General features: G+C 49.4%; 18 protein-coding genes. 9 read left to right on the plus strand and 9 right to left on the minus strand.

The features are described 5' to 3' along the window. Positions 1–19: 19 nt before the first annotated feature. The gene (locus H6F68_RS01755) at positions 20–3,076 is read right to left on the minus strand and encodes a hypothetical protein (protein ID WP_190556037.1); all 3,057 of its coding nucleotides are present in this window, start codon (positions 3,074–3,076) and stop codon (positions 20–22) included. Between the two features lie 337 nt (positions 3,077–3,413). Between H6F68_RS01755 and H6F68_RS01760 the strand changes: the two genes are divergently transcribed. From H6F68_RS01760 to cobT, 4 genes are all read left to right on the plus strand, one after another. Next, positions 3,414–3,575: a hypothetical protein gene (locus tag H6F68_RS01760; RefSeq protein WP_190556040.1), complete on the plus strand. Its 162-nt coding sequence runs from the start codon at positions 3,414–3,416 to the stop codon at positions 3,573–3,575. A gap of 429 nt (positions 3,576–4,004) precedes the next feature. Next, entirely contained in the window at positions 4,005–4,709 is a 705-nt protein-coding gene (locus H6F68_RS01765) for a Crp/Fnr family transcriptional regulator (RefSeq protein WP_190431657.1), read from the plus strand. Between the two features lie 111 nt (positions 4,710–4,820). After that, a complete protein-coding gene (locus H6F68_RS01770) occupies positions 4,821–5,588 on the plus strand; it encodes a DUF2232 domain-containing protein (RefSeq protein ID WP_190556042.1) in 768 nt (255 codons plus the stop codon). Next, a complete protein-coding gene (gene cobT / locus H6F68_RS01775) occupies positions 5,588–6,733 on the plus strand; it encodes a nicotinate mononucleotide-dependent phosphoribosyltransferase CobT (RefSeq protein WP_399312494.1) in 1,146 nt (381 codons plus the stop codon). The genes H6F68_RS01770 and cobT overlap by 1 nt, the downstream gene beginning before the upstream one ends. Positions 6,734–6,778: 45 nt before the next feature. Here cobT and H6F68_RS01780 read toward each other — a convergent pair whose 3' ends face one another. Further along, positions 6,779–7,156, minus strand: a complete 378-nt coding sequence (locus tag H6F68_RS01780) for a hypothetical protein (protein ID WP_190556044.1) — start codon at positions 7,154–7,156, stop codon at positions 6,779–6,781. Positions 7,157–7,782: 626 nt separating this feature from the next. On the opposite strand from H6F68_RS01780, the gene H6F68_RS29715 reads away from it, so the two are divergent. Genes H6F68_RS29715 through H6F68_RS01790 form a run of 3 tightly spaced genes read left to right on the plus strand, consistent with a single transcriptional unit; the run spans position 7,783 to position 9,664 of the window. Next, positions 7,783–8,169 carry a phycobiliprotein lyase gene (locus H6F68_RS29715; protein ID WP_399312496.1) on the plus strand — a complete coding sequence of 129 codons (387 nt, stop codon included), beginning with the start codon at positions 7,783–7,785 and terminating at the stop codon, positions 8,167–8,169. A 15-nt stretch (positions 8,170–8,184) separates the two neighbouring features. Next, positions 8,185–8,442, plus strand: a complete 258-nt coding sequence (locus H6F68_RS29720; protein ID WP_399312817.1) for a phycobiliprotein lyase — start codon at positions 8,185–8,187, stop codon at positions 8,440–8,442. A 16-nt stretch (positions 8,443–8,458) separates the two neighbouring features. Beyond that, on the plus strand, positions 8,459–9,664 hold the full coding sequence (locus H6F68_RS01790) for an extracellular solute-binding protein (RefSeq protein WP_190556046.1): 1,206 nt from the start codon (positions 8,459–8,461) through the stop codon (positions 9,662–9,664). On the opposite strand, the gene H6F68_RS01795 is transcribed toward H6F68_RS01790, so the two are convergent. From H6F68_RS01795 to H6F68_RS01805, 3 genes are all read right to left on the minus strand, one after another. Continuing rightward, complete coding sequence (locus H6F68_RS01795; protein ID WP_199299853.1) at positions 9,653–10,345, minus strand: hypothetical protein; 693 nt, start codon at positions 10,343–10,345, stop codon at positions 9,653–9,655. The two genes, H6F68_RS01790 and H6F68_RS01795, sit on opposite strands and share 12 nt — an antisense overlap. A gap of 90 nt (positions 10,346–10,435) precedes the next feature. Continuing rightward, positions 10,436–11,563 carry an aldo/keto reductase gene (locus tag H6F68_RS01800; protein ID WP_190556048.1) on the minus strand — a complete coding sequence of 376 codons (1,128 nt, stop codon included), beginning with the start codon at positions 11,561–11,563 and terminating at the stop codon, positions 10,436–10,438. Positions 11,564–11,579: 16 nt separating this feature from the next. Next, entirely contained in the window at positions 11,580–12,080 is a 501-nt protein-coding gene (locus tag H6F68_RS01805; RefSeq protein ID WP_190431645.1) for a bifunctional nuclease family protein, read from the minus strand. 407 nt (positions 12,081–12,487) lie between these two features. Here H6F68_RS01805 and ribE point away from each other — a divergent pair, with 407 nt between their 5' ends. Then, positions 12,488–13,216, plus strand: coding sequence for a riboflavin synthase (gene ribE / locus H6F68_RS01810; protein ID WP_190556753.1), 729 nt, complete (start codon positions 12,488–12,490; stop codon positions 13,214–13,216). Between the two features lie 101 nt (positions 13,217–13,317). Here the strand turns inward: ribE and H6F68_RS29260 are convergent, their stop codons facing one another. Together H6F68_RS29260 and H6F68_RS01820 are read right to left on the minus strand one after the other, a co-directional pair. Then, complete coding sequence (locus H6F68_RS29260; RefSeq protein ID WP_277875993.1) at positions 13,318–14,616, minus strand: peptidoglycan DD-metalloendopeptidase family protein; 1,299 nt, start codon at positions 14,614–14,616, stop codon at positions 13,318–13,320. Between the two features lie 137 nt (positions 14,617–14,753). After that, complete coding sequence (locus H6F68_RS01820) at positions 14,754–15,581, minus strand: biotin--[acetyl-CoA-carboxylase] ligase (protein ID WP_190556050.1); 828 nt, start codon at positions 15,579–15,581, stop codon at positions 14,754–14,756. A gap of 89 nt (positions 15,582–15,670) precedes the next feature. On the opposite strand from H6F68_RS01820, the gene pgeF reads away from it, so the two are divergent. After that, entirely contained in the window at positions 15,671–16,477 is an 807-nt protein-coding gene (gene pgeF / locus H6F68_RS01825) for a peptidoglycan editing factor PgeF (RefSeq protein ID WP_190556052.1), read from the plus strand. Between the two features lie 170 nt (positions 16,478–16,647). Here the strand turns inward: pgeF and H6F68_RS01830 are convergent, their stop codons facing one another. Further along, positions 16,648–18,804 (minus strand): hypothetical protein, encoded by a 2,157-nt coding sequence (locus tag H6F68_RS01830; RefSeq protein WP_190556054.1) that lies wholly within the window; start codon positions 18,802–18,804, stop codon positions 16,648–16,650. Positions 18,805–19,851: 1,047 nt separating this feature from the next. After that, the gene (locus H6F68_RS01835; RefSeq protein ID WP_190556056.1) at positions 19,852–21,132 is read right to left on the minus strand and encodes an MFS transporter; all 1,281 of its coding nucleotides are present in this window, start codon (positions 21,130–21,132) and stop codon (positions 19,852–19,854) included. Positions 21,133–21,154 lie beyond the last annotated feature (22 nt).

Below are 21,154 nucleotides of genomic sequence, written 5' to 3' on the forward strand. Positions count from 1 at the left end.
CTATCAGATGCGGGTGTCTCTACTGGATCTTTTTTTTTTCGTCGGACTGGAGATTCGACGTTTCAGGAGGCGTTAGAGTGCGATCGCTACTTTCTGCTGTGGGAGAATTCGTAGCTTCCAGAAAATCCATAAACGCATCATCTATGGTTAAGTTCTGCGTATCCAGTTCTGTAAGTGGGTGGTCGATAGGCTGGGCAGAAGCCATTGGCTTAACTGAGACATCTGACGAGCTAGGAGGAGCGATCGCAGGAGAGTCTGCTAACAAATCAAACCCATCCAAGGTTAAATCAGTCGTTGGATCAGTAGGTAGTTCTAAATCTGCGTCCTCCCAAAGAGCTAAGAGGTCATTCGACAGAGCTTCCGTCTCTTCCGTCTCTACAGATGCTTCAGGCTCCACGGGAGGCAATGTTTCCGGTAGGGTTTCTGCAAAGTCTTCCAAGGTGAGACGATCCCAATCCTGAGGCTCAGGAAACTGAGCAGTATCCCACGTAGGCGACTGGTTTGGGTTCTTTGCTGTCAATGAGTCGCTGGATGGCAGGGGTTGATCACTCACGTTGCTAGTCTCTATCTCCATAGCCTCCGTCCCTGAATAGTCAGGAAAAAGGTTGGAATCCTCTAAGCTAAACAAGTCTTCATTCAACTGCTGAACCACATTCTCATCCAGCCACAAGCCATCAGCTGTTTCATCGCCTAAGTCATCATCAATTGCGATGAGCGATTCTTCCGGCGCTGCTGGTATGTAGGTATCATCCAGAGCATAAGCATCAGGTCCACTCAGCGATGGGACATCCTGTAGCGATCGCTCTGACAGCAGTAGCTCATCTTCAGCCTCAAATGTTACTGAGCTAGGCGGAGCCATAGGGGTAGTAGAACCCATAGGAGGCGTAGGAGTCGGTTGCTCGTCCACGACCTCAGCCCCACCTAGCAACTCCGCCAATTCAGCTAACGGATCAGCGTCATCCAACTCGTCTGCAAAGCTGGAGCCAAATTCCTCTAAATTTAGGGCTTCCGAATCGAGTGCTCCAGAGCCTATAGCCGCTGAACTTGTAGCTGCTGAACTTGCCACTGAGCTTGCTACTGCACTGGGAGCGATCGCCTGCGTGGGCGGCAGATCAAAGCTGAGCAGATCTGGATTCTCGTCACTAGGGACTGGTTCAGCTGCATCCGCAAACAAGAAATCTTCTAGGGTGGTCACTGTTTCATCAGGCTCAGGGGCAGCAGAAAATAAGTCTGCTGGGAGATCCTCTACGATCGCAGCCTGAGGAGTTGGACTTGGCCCTGATGCCACCTCTTCAAGCCCATCAAACAAATCGTTAGTTGCCGGGGAGGACAGAGAGCTGGCTGGTGACGTTCGCGCTTGCAATTCTGCCGTAGATTCAGCTAAGGCAACGTTTGGATCAGCGGTCCCAGGAGTATCTGACAGAGCCGCCGCAGGTGTTGATGCAGCAGAAGTCAAGCCTGGTATTTCCGCCTGTGGTTCCAAGCCAGAAACTAAATCATCAGAACCAAACAAACTGTCATAAAGGTCATCATCTGCCAGGCTGGACTCCGTCGTTTCAAGACTAAAGGCTTCTGCGTTAGAAGTTGCTACAACTAAATCTTCTAACCCTGTGGTTGGCTCCAAGGCATCCGCTACATCCGCTTCAGCATCTTGGTCGTGCAAAGCAATATCGAGCTGCGCCAAAAACTCTAGCTCCGAAGCGGTAGGGGCTACGTTTGTAAGACTCGATGAAGCAGCCGCAGAACTTTGGAGAGTAGGCTGAGGAGTTGATGGCGTTAAGTTATCAGGCAAATCATTGGTTGGAGTAGCAGCTTGATCCAGTCCTATGCTACCGAGGTCTACATCCAGCAGCTTGTCTAGATCGTCCTCCAACTCAATATCCGCTAGATTAAGGCCCTCTAGGTTTAAGTCTTCCAGAGAATCCTCATCCTCCAGCTCTGGCAACAATGGTGGCTCTAACGGCTGCTGGTTTTCGCGTCGTAGCTCAGCGCCGGCATAAGGCAGCTCTAAAGCGGCTGGATCAAGTTTAATTCCCTGCGGAACTTGAGTGCGTGACTCATTAGGGGATACAGCAGCGGGTGTAGCGCTAGACTCAGCAGCCGGGGAAATCGAGGTTAATGGAGCTGTCGTTTCAGGACTAGTAGCATCACCCGACTCCAACTCTGAAGTTGGCATAGTGTACAGGAACGAAGATGCTTCTCGACCTAATTGTTGAGCTAAGTGACTGACCAAAGCGGTGAACATGACTTCCCCTTGTTGGCCTAGGTCATGCATGCGCTCTAACCCCGTGGAAAGCGACTCCTCATAGCTTTGGACATTCCTTTGTAATGCTTCAAACACCACACTCAGAGTTGAATCCAGGTTCATCAATAACTGATCGGAGCGGGCTTGCAACACTTGCAGTTGTTCTACTCGTTGGCCTGGGTTTAGCAGAGGCTGATTAGCAGCCGTGCGGCCACCTAAAGCGATCGCCTCAGTAGACTGACCTTCATAAACTGATTGAGACTGTAGACTCGATAAAGTTTGGGCAACCTGCTGAGTCAAGCTATCTTGCAGACGCCCCATCAGCACTTGTAGAAACTCGCCGATGATTTTCTGCTGATTTGCTTGCTGCTGCGCTAGAGAGTAGTGATGCCGTTGTGACTCTAGCTGTCTAATTTCCTGAACTAAAGCCTCGCGCTGTTGCCGTAATGCCTCCAAATCTGCCTGTAGGGGCTGCGTTAGGCTGGAGCGCAGATGATCCATTTCTTGAGCTACAACCTGGAGAATCTGCCTTGCTGCTTCGTCTTGGCTGTTGCCAACTGGCGCGATCGGGGCTCTAACGTAGTCAGGATTTTGAGTGGGTTGATACTGGATATCGTAGGTCGATAAATTAGATTTGGTTCTAGTCTGAGAGAGTTCATCGGCAACCATCCGCTGTTGTACAGAGACAAGATAGCTGCGAACTCGCTCTAACACTCGGCGCTGCTGAGTCGTCTCTCCAGACATGACCCAAGGTAAGCGGGTACTAGGTTTCTGGAGAACTTTATCGATTTCAGCAATTAGTGTTTGGATTTGGTCCTTCTGAGAAGTCACGATGGAACCCCTGACTAGAACTTGACAGGTATAAAGCGATCACGACTCTGGATGCTTCAAAGATTAGTTTGCCCAGCCAGAGGGCTAATTTTCCTCTAGTCTAAAGTGAGCTTTTCGATCATTTGCCCCCTTCATCTAGGACTTAGACTAAAAGTGGGGGTTAAGCAATTCCCAGAGGTGGGTAAGGCTACAGTGTAGAAGCTAGTTTGAAGCTAATCAAAAATCAACGAAGCTCTGGTTATTAATCTTCATATTAGTCGTCGTTTTGCGATCGCCAGAATTAATTTAACTCCAAGCACTATCAGGCACTGCTAGATTTTTGCCAACTGAAATAATTTTGAAGATTTCAGATGACCAGCAGGCCAACAGTTGGACAAAGTTTACGCCAGAACAGGCTAAAAGTTCTACGACTTGGCGAAATTTATCTCGCTTTAAAGAACCTGCTGAGCTGCCCACCAGTCAAATTGGGTTATATCTCACCATTGGGAGTCACACTTAGTGTCAATGAAAGATTGTTCTCCTCTCGTCCCTGAATCCAAGCGGTAGATCAGGCCAGTCTAACTAATCTGGTAGCTCGGCAAACACTTCTGTCTAAAAGTGGGAAAACTTTAAGCTATTATTGCTGTGGATTTCCTTGCTACTAGGGCGGATTGGTGGCAATGATATTTCTCATATCAGCTTAAGTATCTTAGACTTTCAAATGTGTCCTATTTTTAGATGCTTCATCTGAGTTGAGTCAGATGGGTCAAGTTGGTGGGCTAGGGAGTTGTGGGGCTAGCTTCAAGATTGAGAGTCAACTTCAGCCATAGGAGTAATGCCACTTTGCCTGGCTGACCACCCTTAGGGTAAGCATTATCGACATTAAGGCTCTAGATTGCTAGGCCACTTAATCTGACTGATTTTATAGAAATTACAATGCAATGGCCCCATGGAAGATCGGTATAGCCCTCGTGAACCTCAGTCTAGCCCTGCACTAATTCGCTCTGCTCCTTTCTTTGAAGGCTTACCAGAGGCTACGGTCGAAAAGGCTACGGCCCATGTTGTCATGCGTAGCCATCCTTCTGGCCAAGTAATTTTATTAGAAAATGACTGGGGTAGTTCTGTCTATTTTATTTTGGACGGTTGGGTCAAGATTCGGACTTATAACTTAGATGGCAAAGAGGTCACCCTCAACATTCTTGGTAAGGGTGAATTATTTGGAGAAATGGCTCCGCTAGATGAAGTACCTAGATCTACAGATGTCATTACCTTGGCTCCTACTGTGATTGGCAATATGCCAGCCCAAGATTTTGTCCAGTTAATTCATACAGAGCCAACGGCAGGCATTCGTCTAGCTCAGCTGATGGCACGACGGCTACGCCAAGTGAATCGACGGTTGCGGTTGCGAGAGTCTGACAGTACCTCTCGCGTGGCGGATATTTTGTTGTTTCTAGCTGAGGGGCAGGGAAAACGGAGCCAAAAGGGAGTTGAGATTCCTAACTTGCCGCACCGGGAACTGAGCAGCTTGAGTGGTTTAGCGCGTGAAACTGTGACGCGGGTCTTGAATAAGCTGGAAAAAAAGGAATTGATTGTTCGCGATCGCGACATTCTCTGCATTCCGGATATGCACGCTCTGGAGCGCCTGTTGGTTTAAGTGAGACAGGGGCGATCGCGGCAATTTAGCTCCTGCCGAGACTGACCCGAACTAGCGGATGGGGTCTAGAGTTTAGGTATAGAGTAGATCTGCTAGCTTACCTAATTGTGCATGAGTGATTCTTCCGAAGACCGCCACTCAGAGAGACCGCCTGATTCTCAGCCGGGTCCTACTCAATCTGCATCTCCTGAATCAAGCTCCACTAGGCCCACTGACCTCCATACTTCAACGGCTCTAGCTGAACCGCAAGTCACGAGTGCAGCTCCTCTAGCTATGGTGGAGACTGCTTTCTTAGCCAGTACAGCGAGCCTGATTTGGCTGGTCAACTATTACTTCCCGATGGGGCCTTTATTACGGATTTTTTTCCCAGTCCCCATTGCCCTGACCTACTTGCGCTGGGGACACCGCGCTGCTTGGATGTCAGCCCTAGTGTCTGGGTTGCTGCTATCAGTCCTCATGGGGCCAACCCGCAGCATTCTGTTTTTAATGCCTTTTGGGCTGTTGGGAGTTCAATTAGGAGCGCTTTGGCGGCGGCGAGCAAACTGGTTTGTTTCCATCAGTATCGGCACGATTATTGGCACTTTTGGCTTCTTTTTTCGGATTTGGCTAGTTTCGCTTTTGCTGGGTGACGATCTGTGGGCTTATATCACCACTCAAATTACAGAATTGGTGGAATGGGGTTTTGTGAAGCTAGGGCTATTGATCCAGCCTGAACTAGCGTTGGTTCAAGCGATCGCGGCGATCATGATTGTGATCAACAATATTGTTTATCTTTTTGTTGTCCATCTAGCAGCTTGGTTGCTTTTAGAGCGTTTAGGCAACCCGATCCCAGCGCCTCCTAAGTGGGTACAGGTGATTCTGGATTACGAGGCTGATTAATGTCTCTAGCCGAGATGATTCGGGTTTATACGCAAGCGCAGTTGGGACAGCAATGGCTCCAGCGCTACCAACGGCATCGCCCTTTATTCGCCTGTGTACTTGGGTTTACAGCCACGGGTCTAATTCCAGGCATTTCTGCAGCGGGTGCTACCCCACAAGATCGGCGGTATACCGCGATCGCTGATGCCGAATTCCTCTACCAGGGACCTCGGGCGGCTCCTCAATATGCTTTGCCACCCCTCCAGGCTGGTGCATCCCCGGTTCTGATTTCACGGGCTGTCTTGGAGGCCCAAGCAATTCCACTTTACTTATTTAATGCTGGTTTACCCGTTCCACCCCCAGTCCCTTGCGTTGATTTGGGGGGGGCTGCTGCGGCTTGCTTGAGCCAAGGACGAGCTTTAAGCCGGCCAGTCGTCCAGCATCTGCTAGAGCAAGGATTGGCTTGGGGGCAGCAACTCGCGGCTCAAGTTCCCCAGGGCTACTTAATTTTGGGAGAATGCGTTGTGGGTGGCACAACCACAGCTTTAGCCATTTTGACAGGTCTCGGCCTTGCAGCGGTTGGCAAAGTCAATAGCAGTCACCCTACCTGCAACCATAGCCAAAAGTGGGAAGTTGTCCAGGCAGGTTTACGGCAAGCGGGTTTGGTTAACTCCGAGGTTGACCCGCTTCAGTTGGTAGCCGCAGTAGGCGATCCGATGCAAATTGTGGTTGTGGGCATGGCGATCGCGGCTAGTCGAAGTTGTGGCGTCATGCTAGCCGGAGGCACCCAGATGTTGGCGGTCTATGCTTTGTTACGAGCGATCGCGACTACTTACACTTTGTCATGGCAACCAGAGCAGATTGTCGTAGGCACAACTCGCTGGGTTGCTGAAGATGCGACAGGAGACACAGTAGGCTTAGCCAATCTGATTGGCACGGTCCCGCTTTTGGCTACCCAGCTGCAATTTACAGCGGCTCGCTACTCACAGCTCCAAGCTTATGAGCAAGGATATGTGAAAGAAGGCGTAGGGGCTGGCGGTTGTGCGATCGCAGCTTCTCTTTATCAAAACTGGAGTCAAGCGCAACTGCTGCAAGTGATCGAGGCGTTGGCAGAACGCTACTGTCAAGCTGACTCAAGGCAAAATTTGCTTCTCAATCACTCTTAAGCTAGTTATGAACTCAATTGCACTCGAATTGCAGGATTGCGTTCACTAGTGAACTCTTTGAGATAGCAGTTGCTCTTCTAGAGCCGCAATGCGATTGTAAGCCGCAGTCAATTGCACTGTCAGCCGACGAATTTGAATCTCGGGTGCTAGATCGCGCTCGCTACTTTGATCTTCCATGCTGGGGTAGCTGGTATCAGTCAACACATCTTTGTGATCCATCCCCATCTCACGGCTGCTATGAGTTGAGTAGAGATAGCGTCTGCCGTGAGGTTCTGGCTGAGTCGATGGTGCTCCCTGCATTACCAATAGCTTCATTTCAGCTACAGCTTCTGAAAGTCGATGGTTGAAATGCTCAATCATCTGCTTCTGAAGTCCATCAACTTTTGTATTTAAGGCAATGACTTGTTCTTGAATTGGATCCATGGGGTGCCCTAGTAGCCTAATGAATTCTCTTTATCCTAAGAAAGGATTCCCAAATATGACGACTAGTGCTGAATAATTTAACCTTTCGACAAACTAGCAATTCATCAGCTTTTTGATAAATTTGAGCCAGCAATTAAACGATTTAATCTCTCCAAAAATTAATCAAACTCAATACAAAATCTCATTATTGAATTTATCTAAATCCTGCCTAATTCTAGACTGTACTCCTAGAACAGCAAGAGTTTTGGTAGTTGCCATCACAATCATTCAAACTGTAACAACCTCGATTCTTAAGCTTAGGTTTAGGAAGGTATCTCAGCTTCAAAAAAACAGCTGCTAGCCAGCTTCCTGGTAGTCTCAGCTTCTAGAACAGCTACAGCAGGCCTAATCTGAGCAGCTTTTTCAAGTTTTCAGGCGATCGCGCCCAGCAAAACTAGTTGTAGCTCTGTGGCCTGCTTAATCTCTCTACTCAGCTCAGGATGTATACTCATGCTGCTATCTAGATGAAATAAGCGCCAGTCCTAACAACTAATTAAACTTCTGTACTACTTATTGCTAATTAAAGCTAACTGTCTAATTGGCTAAAGAGTTACTCAAAAGAAATCCAACCGTCATTGTGGAAAGAAATGCTGAGCTTTAAGTCTTTTTTCATTGCCTGTGCTGGGACATGGACAACTGAGAGAACTTACCATTTTGTTACTGAAAGTAGGATCGAGCGTTCTTACACGGAATACCAAGTTCAACCGCTGACTGCGGCAGACAAAAAGCAGATTTTGCTTCTCTCTAAGACCGCAACATTACAATTGCAAGCGGCAAAAAATGACTTTTCAGCTCTGATCGAGGATCAAGACAGTTTGCCAGGATTTGCGATCGCTTTTAATACTCGCTCCGAGACTGGAGAAACCGTGGCAATGAGCCTGCAAGCCTTATTTGTTGCGGATAGCTTAGTTGTAGCTTCCACTACCACTGGCAACGCGCCGTTGTTGCCGATCGCAGCCCAGATCTCGACCTAACCAGCAGGAGAAACTATTCAGGGGTTTTACCTACCTAATGCAGGTTATTCAGAAGCGGGTGCGATCGCGGGTCGCTTTACCTATCAGCCCACTCGTCAAACGTTGGAAATGACAACGTTCTACAATCGTTCTGTAGCGGTTGATCAAATGCGTTTAATTGCACCAAACGTACGCCTCCGCACCATCGTGACGTATCAGCGGCCTCAACCCCACGAAATTCCGAGCGTGATTGATCTAATTGGCTTTGGGGTTGAGCACAAACAGTCGGCGTAGGAGTCGCAGCAGTTCAATGGATCGACGGTCTTTTCTTCAAGGAGTTGGCGTCTTAGGGCTGAGCCAAGCGCTAGCAGGGTGTAACGGTTCAGCCCGCGAAGCTTTGAGGGTTCGCTTACTCAAAAGCTCGATTCCACCACAGATTTTGGACAAATTTCGTCGGAGTCTTCAGCGGCCCGCTCGACTTGACTTTGCCCCAGAGCCTCAACTCGGTCAGTTGTTTCAGCTTCTACAGAATTGGAAGCGTCCAGCAGCCTCCACGCAGCCCCAACCCCAGACCTCTTGGCCATTCGTTTCTCGGAATCGGCAAGGTGCTGCTACAGGAGTACCTGATTTGGTAACTCTGGGAGATTATTGGTTGGCTCAGGCAATTCAACAAAATTTGATTCAACCCCTCAACCCTCAACAGGTGACCGCTTGGTCCCAAGTACCCCCTGCTTGGCAAAAGCTCGTGACTCGCGATCGCCAAGGGCAAGTGGCGGAGCAGGGTCAAGTTTGGGGCATGCCGTATCGTTGGGGTACGACTGTGATTGCTTACCGTGCTGACAAGTTTGCTGAGCAAGGCTGGGCTGTGCCTACCGATTGGAGCGACCTGTGGCGACCTGAACTGCGCGATCGCATCTCGCTATTAGATCAACCCAGGGAAGTCATTGGCCTAACGCTAAAGAAATTAAATCATTCTTACAACACAGAAGATTTGACCAAGGTAGCTGCTCTCAAGTCAGAATTGCAGGCGCTACACCAACAAGTTAAGTTCTATAGCTCCACCAGTTATCTGCAACCCTTGATTTTAGGGGACACTTGGCTGGCGGTGGGTTGGTCCACTGATGTTCTAAGCTTGATGAAAAATAATCGCCAAGTTGCTGCTGTTGTTCCACGCTCAGGCACAAAGCTTTGGTCAGAGCTTTGGGTACGTCCTGCAGTAGCCCCCCCAACCGCAGCCAGCGACAGCGGCCAACCAAGTTTGTCAGAACAGTGGCTCGATTTCTGTTTACAACCCCAAACCGCGATTCAGCTTTCAATTTTGAGCCAAGCTGCTTCGCCCACATTAGTAGGCCGCGATCGTGCCACTTTACCCAACGCTTTACAGAAGCAACCCGTCTTGCTACCGGAGCCATCGGTGATTGAGAAGAGTGAGTTTCTCTACCCCCTATCGGCAAAGGCGAGCGAGCAATATCAAGCTTTATGGCTTGCAGTGCGCCCAACTTCCTCAAGGGGATGACTGAATCGGTCTACCCAAGCCGTTTTTCCCTAAAGCATCTACAAAGAGGCGGCAGGTCGGTGTTGCCTGAGCAGATGGGCTAGCAGGCGAAAAAGCGCAGGTATAAGCTGCTAACAAACGGCCCTGACTATTAAAAACTCTGGTGCTAAAGCCGTAATCTCTAGCGGTTGTGCCAAACCAGTCCGTAAATTTGTAGCGCTCTAGATAATCGAGCAAGCTCCAGACTTGTTGATTTACCACTAAATCCACTCGTCGAGAACTGCCACTAGCCTCTGGGTAAGCTAACCAAGTGTTGACAAGCTTGCCATTCAGTTGCCGATATTGCTCCTCTAGCCACCACAAACTCGGAATTGTAATATTGCTCTGGCAAATGGTATTGGAAGTGATCACCGCATTGCCTACGTTACAAGCGCCAGGAGTCAGCAATGGCGCACTTTCTTGCTGTTGCTCAACCAACTCAGTGTCTAGAGGGTCAGGAATAGGCTCTAAAGGCACTTGAGCGAGGAGCGGTTGGCTCAAACCTACTACGATCGCCCCCGCAAAACCCAGCAGTTCCAGCGATCGCGCTATTCTCGCCGTGCCAGATGATAATTTTGCTCCTCGCTGCCCTTTGATCTGCACAATTCTTGCTTGCACAGTTTTGGCTTGCACAATTCTTGCTTGCACAGCTCTTGCTTGCACAGCTCTAGCCTCCCAGCCCAGCACTTCACGAAATTAATGACGAACTTGGATAGAGTTAGTATCCCACTCACCGCAAACTCTGGGATTGGATTAGCTCCAAAGCCGCCGACCCGCTGGGCCATTTAAGCGCTCATGGGCATCTTGGAGCAAAGCGGGGATATCTAGTTGTTCTGGACATTTTGGTAAGCAGTCGCCACAGTCCGTACAGCGATTTGCTTTCATCCCCGGAAACCAGTGACCTGCATTTTCAAACATGCGGTAGCGATATTGGCCGAAATTGGTCATGTCGTAGGCGATCGCTAAGTTCCGTAGCCGTAATACTTCTGGAATCTGAATCGCTTCTGGACAAGGCAAGCAAGCATAGCACTGGCTGCACTGATCTGGCCCTAGTACGGAGGCTTGATGAGCTTGTAGACGTTGCAGAATCTCTATTTCTGTAGGGTTCAAGGTGCCATCAGAGTCCGCTATGCTCAAAGGCCAGTCTAGCTCAGTTGGGTTGGCTGCTCCGACACTCAGCGTGGTAATGCGGGAGTCACTAAGCAGAAACCGATAGTTGAAATGTAAAGGGGATAATGGCGCACACAACTCTTGCAGTTTCTGCGGCGGGGTATAAAGCTGCCCTCCCTTATCAGCAGGCGAGATAATAAACACACCCATGTCTTTTGCGGCTGCTAATGCTACCGCAGGCGCATTGCGCTGAAAAAAGTAATAGTAGTGCAGACTCACGAACTGAAATAAATCAGTCGCGATCGCGGCCAGAATCAGCTCCAGCGGCCCGTGGGTGGAGAAACCTACATGTCGGACTCTGCCATCCGCAACAGCCTGTTGCACCGCCTGCATACAGCCGTTTTTCGCCTCCATCCAACTTAGGTGCTCCTCGGTGTTGAGTCCATGTACCGCTAAGCAATCCACATAATCTGTGCCTAGGCGAGCCAAAGACTCATCAATCTGCCGAGCCATAGAGGCAGAATCAGGCGTGGGAGAAATTTTAGTGGTGATGTAAAGCTGAGAGCGAGGAATCGCCAATTGCGCCAAGGCATAGCCCAAGTACTGCTCGCTCTTACCGTAGCCCTTGGCTGTTTCTAGATGATTAATCCCTAAAGCGAGCGCTCGGCTGACCGTTTGGGCTGCCGTCTCCTCAGAAGCCAAATAGCGCATCGTTCCGAGAGAAAAGACAGACAGCAACAGGTTAGTTTTACCAAACCGACGATAGCGCATGCTTGCAGGTAGGCTCTTAGGAGTCGTTGCCAAATTCCCGTCGCTGAGTAAAGTCTTCTGGGCGGAGATTTTCTAAAAAGCTCCGGAAGGCCTGCCGCTCGGCTTCATCAGCATCCCGATCGACTGGAATTGAAGCATCTGCTACCACTTCCTCCATCACCCAAATTGAGCAGTTAGTACGCAGAGCTAGGGCGATCGCATCACTGGGGCGAGCGTCAATCTCTTTTTTGACCTCCCCTTGCCGAACCGTTAAGATTGCGTAAAAAGTGTTGTCCTGCAAAGAGTGAATAATGATTCGCTCCAAAACCATATCCCACTCTTCCAGAATATTAATCATCAAGTCGTGGGTAAGGGGCCGAGGTGGCGCTTGGTTTTCGAGTGCATTAATGATGGCCCTGGCCTGGTCCTGACCAATATAGATTGGCAAAGCCCGACGCTCAGAAGCATCCCTCAAGAGTACGATTGGGTGGCGGGTTGCTGCATCCAGCGCAATTCCAGCAACTTTCATCTCAATCATTGGTTTGGCCTCAATCCTTGGCAAAGAGAGTTGTGAGTCGAGAATACACTTGGACTGGTTGGACCTGGAAGCAAACTCGCATTACCTCTATATACACCTAGTTCTCTATACACTCTTAGTTAACGAAATTCAGACGGGTGAAAGTATGACCGGGATAAATAAAACTACAGTAATCCAACCAGGCTATCTCTACCATAGAAGGTGGAGCACAAAATCACAGTTCCGCTTGGTTGTCATTAAGCTTAATTGATTGGTTGACCTTCAGTATGCCCTGATCCCTGACCTGAATCCATGAGTATATTTCTAAAGTCTAGCGAAGCAGTGGGTCACTCAGGCACAGAGCCAGCCAAAGTCAGAGCTTCCTTTGATCAGAGTTTAGTTCAGCAGTTTTGAGTGATTTAAAAACCGTGTTTACAGGACTTGTGCAAGCACTCGGAACCATCAGACGCTTGGGAGAAGATGAACTCCAAGTCACCTGTACCTCTGGTACCTACCATTTTATTTTGCAAGATTTAGCCCTGGGTGACAGTGTGGCGGTGGATGGAGTCTGTCTCACAGTTACACAAATCTTGCCTCAAGGGTTTCTAGCCGCCGTTTCCCCCGAAACCATCCGTCGCACCACGCTAGAAAAACAACTAGAAGCAGGTTACGTCAACCTGGAGGCATCGCTGCGGGTGGGCAGTAAGCTTGGAGGTCACTTTGTTACGGGTCACGTAGATGGGATTGGGTGCCTCCAGGCAGCAGAGGAAACGGGTAATTCTTGGGAAATGAGTTTTACGGTGGCTGATCCAGCAATCGCCCGCTATATCGTGCCGAAAGGCAGTATTGCTGTCAACGGTGTCAGCTTGACTGTAGCGGAGTGCAACACCACTGGCACTTGGTTTAAGGTGGCCGTGATTCCTCACACCTACGCTGAAACCAATCTGCATTATTTGCAGCCAGACAGTTGGGTAAACCTGGAGGGCGATGTTCTGGGCAAGTATGTAGAAAAGCTTCTCCGTTTCGGCTCTGGGCAGGCGCTAGAACACACCCTCAACTCAGCCAGCTATAACGAGCTATCCAATGATTCTGAGCCAGTCCACTCAAACTCTGAGGTGATTACTCCCACCTTCTTGACCGAACACGGCTATTTATAAGCGGACTCACCGCCTAAAACTGCCTAAAACTGTTAAGGGAGAGTTGTGATTGCTCTCCCTTACTTTAGCGATCGCTGTATAGCTGTGTGGCTGTGTGGCTCCTAACCTTGAGGTTGAGGAACTGGCTTAGCGGCTGTCTGGGCAGTTTGTAGGGACTTAATGAGGTCAGCGGCGGCTAGTTCTAGCTGTGCACCAGGATCTAGCGTCACCCAACCATTCGCCGTTTGCTGGCGCAACTCAAAGTGTAAGTGGGGGCCAGTGGAGTTACCTGTGCTGCCAACCCGACCAATTACAGCGCCTTGCTTCACCACCTCGCCTGGTTTGACGAAGATTTCCGAAAGGTGAGCATATAAGGTTTCTTGCTTGCCTTTGTTGTGATCGATCGTCACGGTTAGGCCATAGCCACCCAGGAAATCTGCGATCGCGACTTTACCTGCATAAGCTGCCACAACTGGTGTTCCCATCGGGGCACCCAGGTCGGTTCCAGAGTGGAAACGGCTATCTCCGCTAATCGGGTGAATGCGCCAACCAAAAATGGAAGTAATGGGAGCAGGAAGTGACAGAGGAAAGATCAATCTGAGGTTGCCATTCCCCAAGCGGCCTGTGGGTCGAGCTGTCTGGTAGTAAAATGAGCGGCCAGAAGCAGTCGTTTGACCAATGCCAATCCCTCTAGCACTGATGTTGATTGGGCCTAACTGCACTGCTGGTGAGTTTGAGGCGGCAACCCATTGACTGTCGCCTTGACTGCCACCTGATGTGCTTGCCCAAGTATTCTCTACAGAGCCAGGACGCCAAGGCGCAGATTGAGCCGAAGCAGGCTCTGAGGCAGTGCCACAAATGCCACCGGATAAGCCTTGGCCTCCCGATAGAACCGCTTGACACCCTGTTGAGCGTTCCGATAAGACTACCGAGCTAGGCTGCTCGTAAGGGTCGGTGGCTCCAAGGTTGTAACGGGTCGGGTCAATATAAGCGTTATTGTAGTTCGGCGGTTCAGACCCTGCTGCTACCGCGTCAGGTGAATTGGCTGCTGGCGGGGCTGCAATCGGCTCCTCTTGAGTTGGGACAGCCAAACTAGGAACAGGCTCTTCCTGCGCTGCGATCGCGGGCTCTGGAGCGAGTTCTGGCGCAAATTCTGCTGATGCTTCTGGCGCAAATTGTTCTGGCTCAGCGACTACAGCAGGAGCATCAACGGGAGCGGCTTCTATAGGAGTGGCTTCCAGCGCTGATTGAGGCTCAGAAATTGCAGGTACTACAACAGAATCCACCGGAGCGGTTTGGGCTCCTAGCGTCCCTGCACTCAAAAGTCCAATCCCACCCAAGCAGGCAAGGCTTTGCATCCAAAGCGGACGCTGACGGGAGGTTTTGAGCGTAGGTTGGGCAGAACGAGTCTGCTGGTTCATTTCAGTCCCCTTATTACGCATTTAAGTCGCTCAAGCTAGCAGTATCAGTCGTTTTATTTACTTAATTTGTTCCTCGGCTGTCATCCCACGGGGGGATGAGCTTCAGATTAAGGGCGCTTTTTTGATTGTTTTTGGAACTAGACATCATAACCCAGACTGATTGTACCGGGCTTTAGCAGAATTTCCCTAGAAGACGGGTCATTGGATGCTGAACGGATCTGTAATTCACCATTTGCCGAGACTCCTACAATAGTCCCCTCGACACCGTCAAGCACAATCGAGCGGCCTAAACTCGTCAACAAGCTTAGGTAAGCAGGCAAGAGGTTTTCTATCCCTTCTTGTCGCCAAGCTGCATATCCGGACGCAATTCCTTGTAGCGCGATCGCAGCCAACATTTCTAAGGAATCAATCGCAGGTTGCGTCTGTTCTGCTAAGGCCGCTGCCAAGTTGATTCCCGTAGGAGGAACTGGATTCGTCCAGTTAATACCGACGCCCACTACGGCTTTGGTCACTTGACCTTGACGAATTCGAGTTTCAGTCAAGATGCCTCCCAACTTGCGTCCGTTGAGCACTAAATCATTTGGCCACTTCAACTGCACAGGTAAGTTATAGCTGCGTAGCGCTGTCGCGATTCCCCAAGCACTACACAAAGTCAGTTGAGCACTATTGGCAACTGGTAAAGCGGGACTGAGCGCGACCGAGAGGTACAAGCCCCCTAAAGGAGACTGCCACTGGCGGCCCCACTGCCCGCGCCCTGACTCTTGCTGCAAAGCTAAAACAGCAGTACCCGCGATCGCGCCCTGACTGACCAATTCCCACAGGGTTTGATTCGTAGAAGCTAAAGCCTCGAATACCTGCAACGACAGGGGCAAGACATTGGAGACATGGGGTGGTTGAAAGATGGTAGACAGATATTGTCGTACTTGCTGTAGCGCTAGCTCAAACCGTTGATGCTCAAATCCCACGGGCAAAGTCTGGAGAGATCGTCGCTTAGGCTAGCATGGACTCATTGCTTTTTGACTGATTTCGTTTTGTAAAGCTCTGAACCTTCTTCATGCACACTTGGCATTGGCAAACTTGGGACGGACGGCCTTATCTTACCTGTAGCCTTTTAGAGAGATGGTCTCATGGCTTTTTTACGCAACATTTTTGGCCCCAAACGCCAAGTCATTTAGTTAGCGCCTTACAGTCAGAGGCTCAGGTTTATAGAGTCAGGCAGGTACACGGCAACGTAGTTTTGGCCCCTTCAGAAATTGAACTCAGTCGTACTTCTGGCAATGACACGAGTGCTCCCGAACCAGATTTGCCACCTGCTGATGGTTTACTAACCGAGCAAGCGGAGCAAGCAGTTTGGGTCTGTAGTGCTGACTGCACACCCGTACTAATTGCGGATGCGACAACAGGTCAGGTTGCAGCTGTACACGCGGGATGGCGTGGGACTGCCGCTAAAATTGTGCCGCAAGCGATCGCTCGTCTACAAGCCCAAGGCAGCCAACTACACAATCTCCGAGTGGCAATGGGACCCGCGATCGCCGGAGATGTATATCAAGTCTCGCTGGATGTAGCGGCAGTTCTGGGAGCAACCATTACTCCAGTGGCTGATACTGCTACCAAGGTTGTCATTGAGCAACTTCACGCGCTGCCTGAGCCACCTGTATTTGCTGATCCAGAACCCGATCGCATCCGAGTTGATGTGCGGCGGGTCAATGCTTTGCAGTTAGAACAGCTTGGTCTCAGTCCCGAACAAGTCGCGATCGCTCCCCACTGCACCTATCAACAGCCAGAGCACTTTTTCTCCTACCGTCGTGATGGCTTAAAACGAGTGCAATGGTCTGGTATCGTCAGCCAAGCAGTTGCTTGATTGATGCAAGCGATCGCCGTTGGGGTGCATCTTAAAACTTTGTAGATGAATCTTGAATAAAAATCGCCCCAGGAATTAACCTAGGGCGATCACCTCACAACTTTTTAGAACTTTCCTAGTCTGTCCTTAGTTACACGGCTAACCAAGGTCATAAACTGGGGAGTTGTCAACTATGGGTTGGTGCTGGGAGCAGGAGTGAACTGAACCGTTCCAGTACCCGCTGGGCTAGAGAAGTTGATGGTTGTGGAGTCATCACTCGTGCCAGTGGTAGGGCTGGTCGTTGGGGTGGTAGAGCCAGACTCAGTCGGGGTGGCCTCGGTTGTGGTATCAGTCGTACCTGTGCTGGACTCAGTCGTGGTGGATTCAGTTACACCGGATTCAGTCGTGGTGGCCTCAGTTGCACCAGACTCAGTTGTGGTAGCCTCAGTCGCACCGGACTCAGTCGTAGTGGTGGATTCAGTTGCACCAGACTCAGTTGTAGTGGCCTCAGTCGTGGTGGTCGACTCTTCAGTAGTACCAGTGGTAGATTCAGACTCAGTTGTTGGAGTAGCCGAGTCAGTGGTACCAGTGGTGGACTCAGTGGTAGTCGATTCTTCAGTGGTACTGGTAGAGGTGCTGGATGCGGGTGGTAGTTGTCTCAAACCAACCAAACCGGGGAAGACACGGCTGGAAGGACCAACGAGGACATAAGTTGTCTGTCCTTGGCGACCACGCGCTACCCGACGACCACGACCACGGCCTTCATTACGTTCACTACGGCGTACCTCAAGCTCGTTATCATCATCGTCATCATCACCGTCGTCATCACTGTTAGACGGAGAGACAACGTATGCAACTTGGCTAGTTGAGAGCGAGTCAACGGTGAAGAGTTGAATGTAAGTGGTTTGGGCTGTGAAGCTGCCGCTAGCTGTACCGCTGGATGCACCACCCGTTGTTGTAGTTGTGCTGCCAGTCGTACTGCCTGTGGTTGTACCACCTGTAGCACCACCCGTTGTACCGCCTGTGGTTGTACCCCCCGTTGTGCCACCAGTGGTTGTGGTGCTACCAGTAGAACTGATGCCAATACCACCTACATTGATTTCTGCTTCACCAACACTGCTGCCTTCTAACTTGTTGGCACCTACTTCAATCTTGAACTTGGTGTTGCTGTTGGTGCTCTTGTAACCAACTTCACCTGTTGCAGTATCAAGCTGAGTGTTACCAATCCCCTGACCTTCAATCTTGAACTGGGTATCACCCTTGAAAGCAATGTTGCCAGTTACGCCGGTGCTAGTGATACCACCAAGTTTGAAATCTGTGGGACCATCACTCCGACCATCGATCTTGAAGTTTGTGCCCTCAATTTTGAAGTCTGTCTTGCTGCTAGCACTATCGAAGTCAACAGTGCTGTTGGTGCCAGTAGTGCTTACAAAGGTAGTTGTACCGTTGCCTTTACCTTCAAACTTAAATTTGGTGTCGCCACTGCCAATGGGATTGCTAGGAGGCAAATTTGGCTGAGTACTAGCGGTAGTGAAGCGATAGTCAGAGGGTAGAGCGATCGCGCCACCAGGGAGATTGGCCTCGAACTTACCCACGTAGAGCTGACCATCTTGCGATTGGAATGAACTAGCGGACTCTTGAGACAGAGTTACCCCAGTGATAGGCAAGAAGATTGGGGGTGCAGAACTGTCTGTTGAGCTATTGCTGGAGGTGTTGGTCGAAGTGTTGGTCGAAGTATTGGTCGAAGTATTGGTTGAGGTATTGGTCGAAGTGTTGTCAGAGGTATTACTGGAGGTATTACTGGAGGTATTGCTAGAGCTACCCGCACTTGTTAGCGGGGTAATCAATGTACCGCCGATCAAACTGTCAGGTGCAAAAGAGTTGAGTTTGAAATCCAGAGTTGTTTTTACATTCTGGAAGAATACTGGGTTGCCTGTGGCTGTAAAAGCACGACCAGAGAGCAAACCTTGAAGTTGTCCAGTTTCACCGCCCTTGGGAACACCCGTAGTGGCATCTAGACGACCAGCAGTGGGGGTAAAGCGAGAGTTAACCGTTACACCTGCTGACGTTTCTAATCTCAGTTGACGAGTTCTAGCATCGAATAGAACTGTGTCGCCACCGGGAGCAGGAGTAGAGGTCGCGGAAGTAGTGCTGGTCTGGTCACAACCACAGCCGCTTGTTGTGGTTGTAGTTGTGGTTGTAGTTGCGGCATCAGGCACAAAGAACGCTGCATCGCCACTTGTCCGACCGCCAGTTACTGAAATTTCAGCCCGAGCGGTCGTTGAGATCGCCAAGCTTCCAGCTAAAAGACCCAAACAAACAACATACCGGGTTGATTGATTAATCACAGAAGAATCCTCACTGAACGGTGAACAAACAATGGACAGAAAACGCGACTCCAGCAGCAGGGAATTCAACTAAGTCCAAAAATTTTTAGTCCATTCATCCTGAGCTGAGTCTTGCTAGAGAGTAAGTAATAGAATCAGTAGATGTCTAAAAAGAAACAAAGTTTAGAGGGTATTAGCAACCGCAGTTTTCTACAAACGCTTCGCTCAAGCGGACCACAAAAGTTAAGCGTCTTCAGTCTTACTGGTCTATCTGGATACCCGTATACATTTAGAACGCTACTTGAGAGTAGAAGTTCCCGACTGGGCTGTTTTATTTTTGAGTAACAAAATTGTATTAGATGACGAGAGTACAGACCTAGCTCCGCAATCATCAACAGCCCTGTCAATGTTTGCCATTAACTCCACAGTCGTAGTAGATGCCTGACCTTAAAAGCGCGATCGCTTGTACCTTTGCTACCTCGAACTAAGAGTAACGCTAGAGAATTGGTTCTACCACTCATCTTTGCGACATACAAAGCTTAACTTCCAGTTCTAGACTACTCATAGACTAGACGGGTGCAATCATAGTTTTTAGATCTTTACTAAAACTTTGCACCTACTAAGAGTTTTTAAGTTCACCATTTACCCATCTGAGCTGACTTAGAAAAATTGCTCTAATCGTTAGCTGGTGTACTGTCAGTATCAACTGCTGGATTAATTCAAATATTGCTGCATTGCTGATTGAGCAACATTTTGAAACAAAATACTGCAATCAGATTATGCAGACTACTAACCAGTTTTCTATCGATTCAGGTTGCTAGAAGTGGCTTGAAGATCATCTATCTTGATGCAGCAGAAGCAAGAAACTTAATAGTAAATACGGTACTGACGTATGTTCTCAGTAGTGGTGTAACCCATGAGTACCAGCGTTAAGAAAATACGTAAGTAGCGATCGCTCAAGTTTATGTTTTTAATCAATGCAATCCACTAATTTATTGAGCGTTTCAGTACAGGTACTTAATTTTTAAGGATTCTAGCTACCAAAATCCTCCGAGAAATCCGCGATCGTTAATGAGCTTTAGAAAGCACACCCATGCGTAGGTAAATGGGTCGAACTAATTTTCGTAACGCGGGTAGCTGTCTGGTAAATAACAAAGACCCCAAAATACAGAACAACCCACCAATTACTAATGTATTGGCCGCTCCAATCTGACTAGCCAAGCTACCTGCTGCTAAGTTGCCAAACGTCACCATGCTAATGAAGGCAACGGTATAGAAACCCATCACACGACCTCGCTTATCTTCATCCACAATCGTTTGCAGAATCGTATTGCTAGAGGTCGCTTGTAAAATTAAGCTTGCGCCTACAAACAGCAGCGCCAGCAAGGACAACCACAGTACGTGAGACAGGGCAAAAACAATCAGCGCTAAGCCAAACACAGCGGGGGCAGTAGCAATAATTTTGCCAAGACCAATGATGGTTTGCCGCGAACTTAGATAAATAGCTCCCATCAACGCCCCCAATCCAGAAGCGGCCATGAGAAATCCTAACGTTTGAGGGCCACCCTGTAGAATTTCAGTTGCAAAAATAGGGGCTAGAACAGTGTAGGGCATGCCCATGAAGCTGACTAAAGCAATAAGCAACAACAGGGAGCGGATAGGTGGAAATCCAAAGGCGTAGGTGAAGCCTTCGGTTAGCTTTTGCCAGATAGGTTCTTTGCTTGCCTTCAGCTTGACTGACCTAGCTGGTAATCGCATCGCTAACAATCCTGTGATCACAGCGATATAGCTAATGCCATCAATTAGAAAGCAAGCCCCAGTGCCTACGGCGGCAATCACAAAGCCAGCGATCGCAGGGCCAATCAACCGCGCCCCACTAAACACAGAAGAATTCAAGGCGATCGCGTTACCCAGGTTTTCTTTCTTCTCGACAATCTCTACTACAAACGCTTGGCGAGTTGGCATATCAAAGGCATTGATAAATCCTTGAAATACACTCAAGGCAATAATCTGCCAAATTTGAATGGTGCCAGTCAGGGCTAAAGTTGCTAACGCCAGCGACTGGATCATTGCCAAAACTTGAGTAATCAACAGCGTGCGATGCCGATTCCAGCGATCGACAAATACACCAGCAAAGGGAGTCAGCAAAAAGTTAGGAATTTGTTGAGCAAAACCCACGACCCCCAATAGCAAAGCAGAATTAGTCAGGTCGTACACCAGCCAAATCGTCGCGGTCTGGGTCATCCAGGTGCCAATTAAAGACAAACCCTGACCTGCAAAAAATAGACGGTAGTTTCTTGACTCTAAAGCTCGAAAGATCGAGTTGAGTCTTCGGGTGTCCAGCCTCATGCTTGATTGTCCTAGTCTCTAA

The organism is Trichocoleus sp. FACHB-262, assembly GCF_014696035.1.
Taxonomy (GTDB): Bacteria; Cyanobacteriota; Cyanobacteriia; order FACHB-46; family FACHB-46; genus Trichocoleus.

Excerpts from the sequence above, each read along its gene's own strand:
- pgeF (WP_190556052.1), top strand. The coding sequence starts at position 15,671 with ATGCACACTTGGCATTGGCAAACTTGGGACGGACGGCCTTATCTTACC.
- H6F68_RS01765 (WP_190431657.1), top strand. The coding sequence starts at position 4,005 with ATGGAAGATCGGTATAGCCCTCGTGAACCTCAGTCTAGCCCTGCACTA.
- H6F68_RS01770 (WP_190556042.1), top strand. The coding sequence starts at position 4,821 with ATGAGTGATTCTTCCGAAGACCGCCACTCAGAGAGACCGCCTGATTCT.
- H6F68_RS01800 (WP_190556048.1), bottom strand. The coding sequence starts at position 11,563 with ATGCGCTATCGTCGGTTTGGTAAAACTAACCTGTTGCTGTCTGTCTTT.
- H6F68_RS01790 (WP_190556046.1), top strand. The coding sequence starts at position 8,459 with ATGGATCGACGGTCTTTTCTTCAAGGAGTTGGCGTCTTAGGGCTGAGC.
- H6F68_RS01780 (WP_190556044.1), bottom strand. The coding sequence starts at position 7,156 with ATGGATCCAATTCAAGAACAAGTCATTGCCTTAAATACAAAAGTTGAT.
- H6F68_RS01805 (WP_190431645.1), bottom strand. The coding sequence starts at position 12,080 with ATGATTGAGATGAAAGTTGCTGGAATTGCGCTGGATGCAGCAACCCGC.
- H6F68_RS29260 (WP_277875993.1), bottom strand. The coding sequence starts at position 14,616 with ATGAACCAGCAGACTCGTTCTGCCCAACCTACGCTCAAAACCTCCCGT.
- H6F68_RS01835 (WP_190556056.1), bottom strand. The coding sequence starts at position 21,132 with ATGAGGCTGGACACCCGAAGACTCAACTCGATCTTTCGAGCTTTAGAG.
- cobT (WP_399312494.1), top strand. The coding sequence starts at position 5,588 with ATGTCTCTAGCCGAGATGATTCGGGTTTATACGCAAGCGCAGTTGGGA.
- H6F68_RS29715 (WP_399312496.1), top strand. The coding sequence starts at position 7,783 with ATGCTGAGCTTTAAGTCTTTTTTCATTGCCTGTGCTGGGACATGGACA.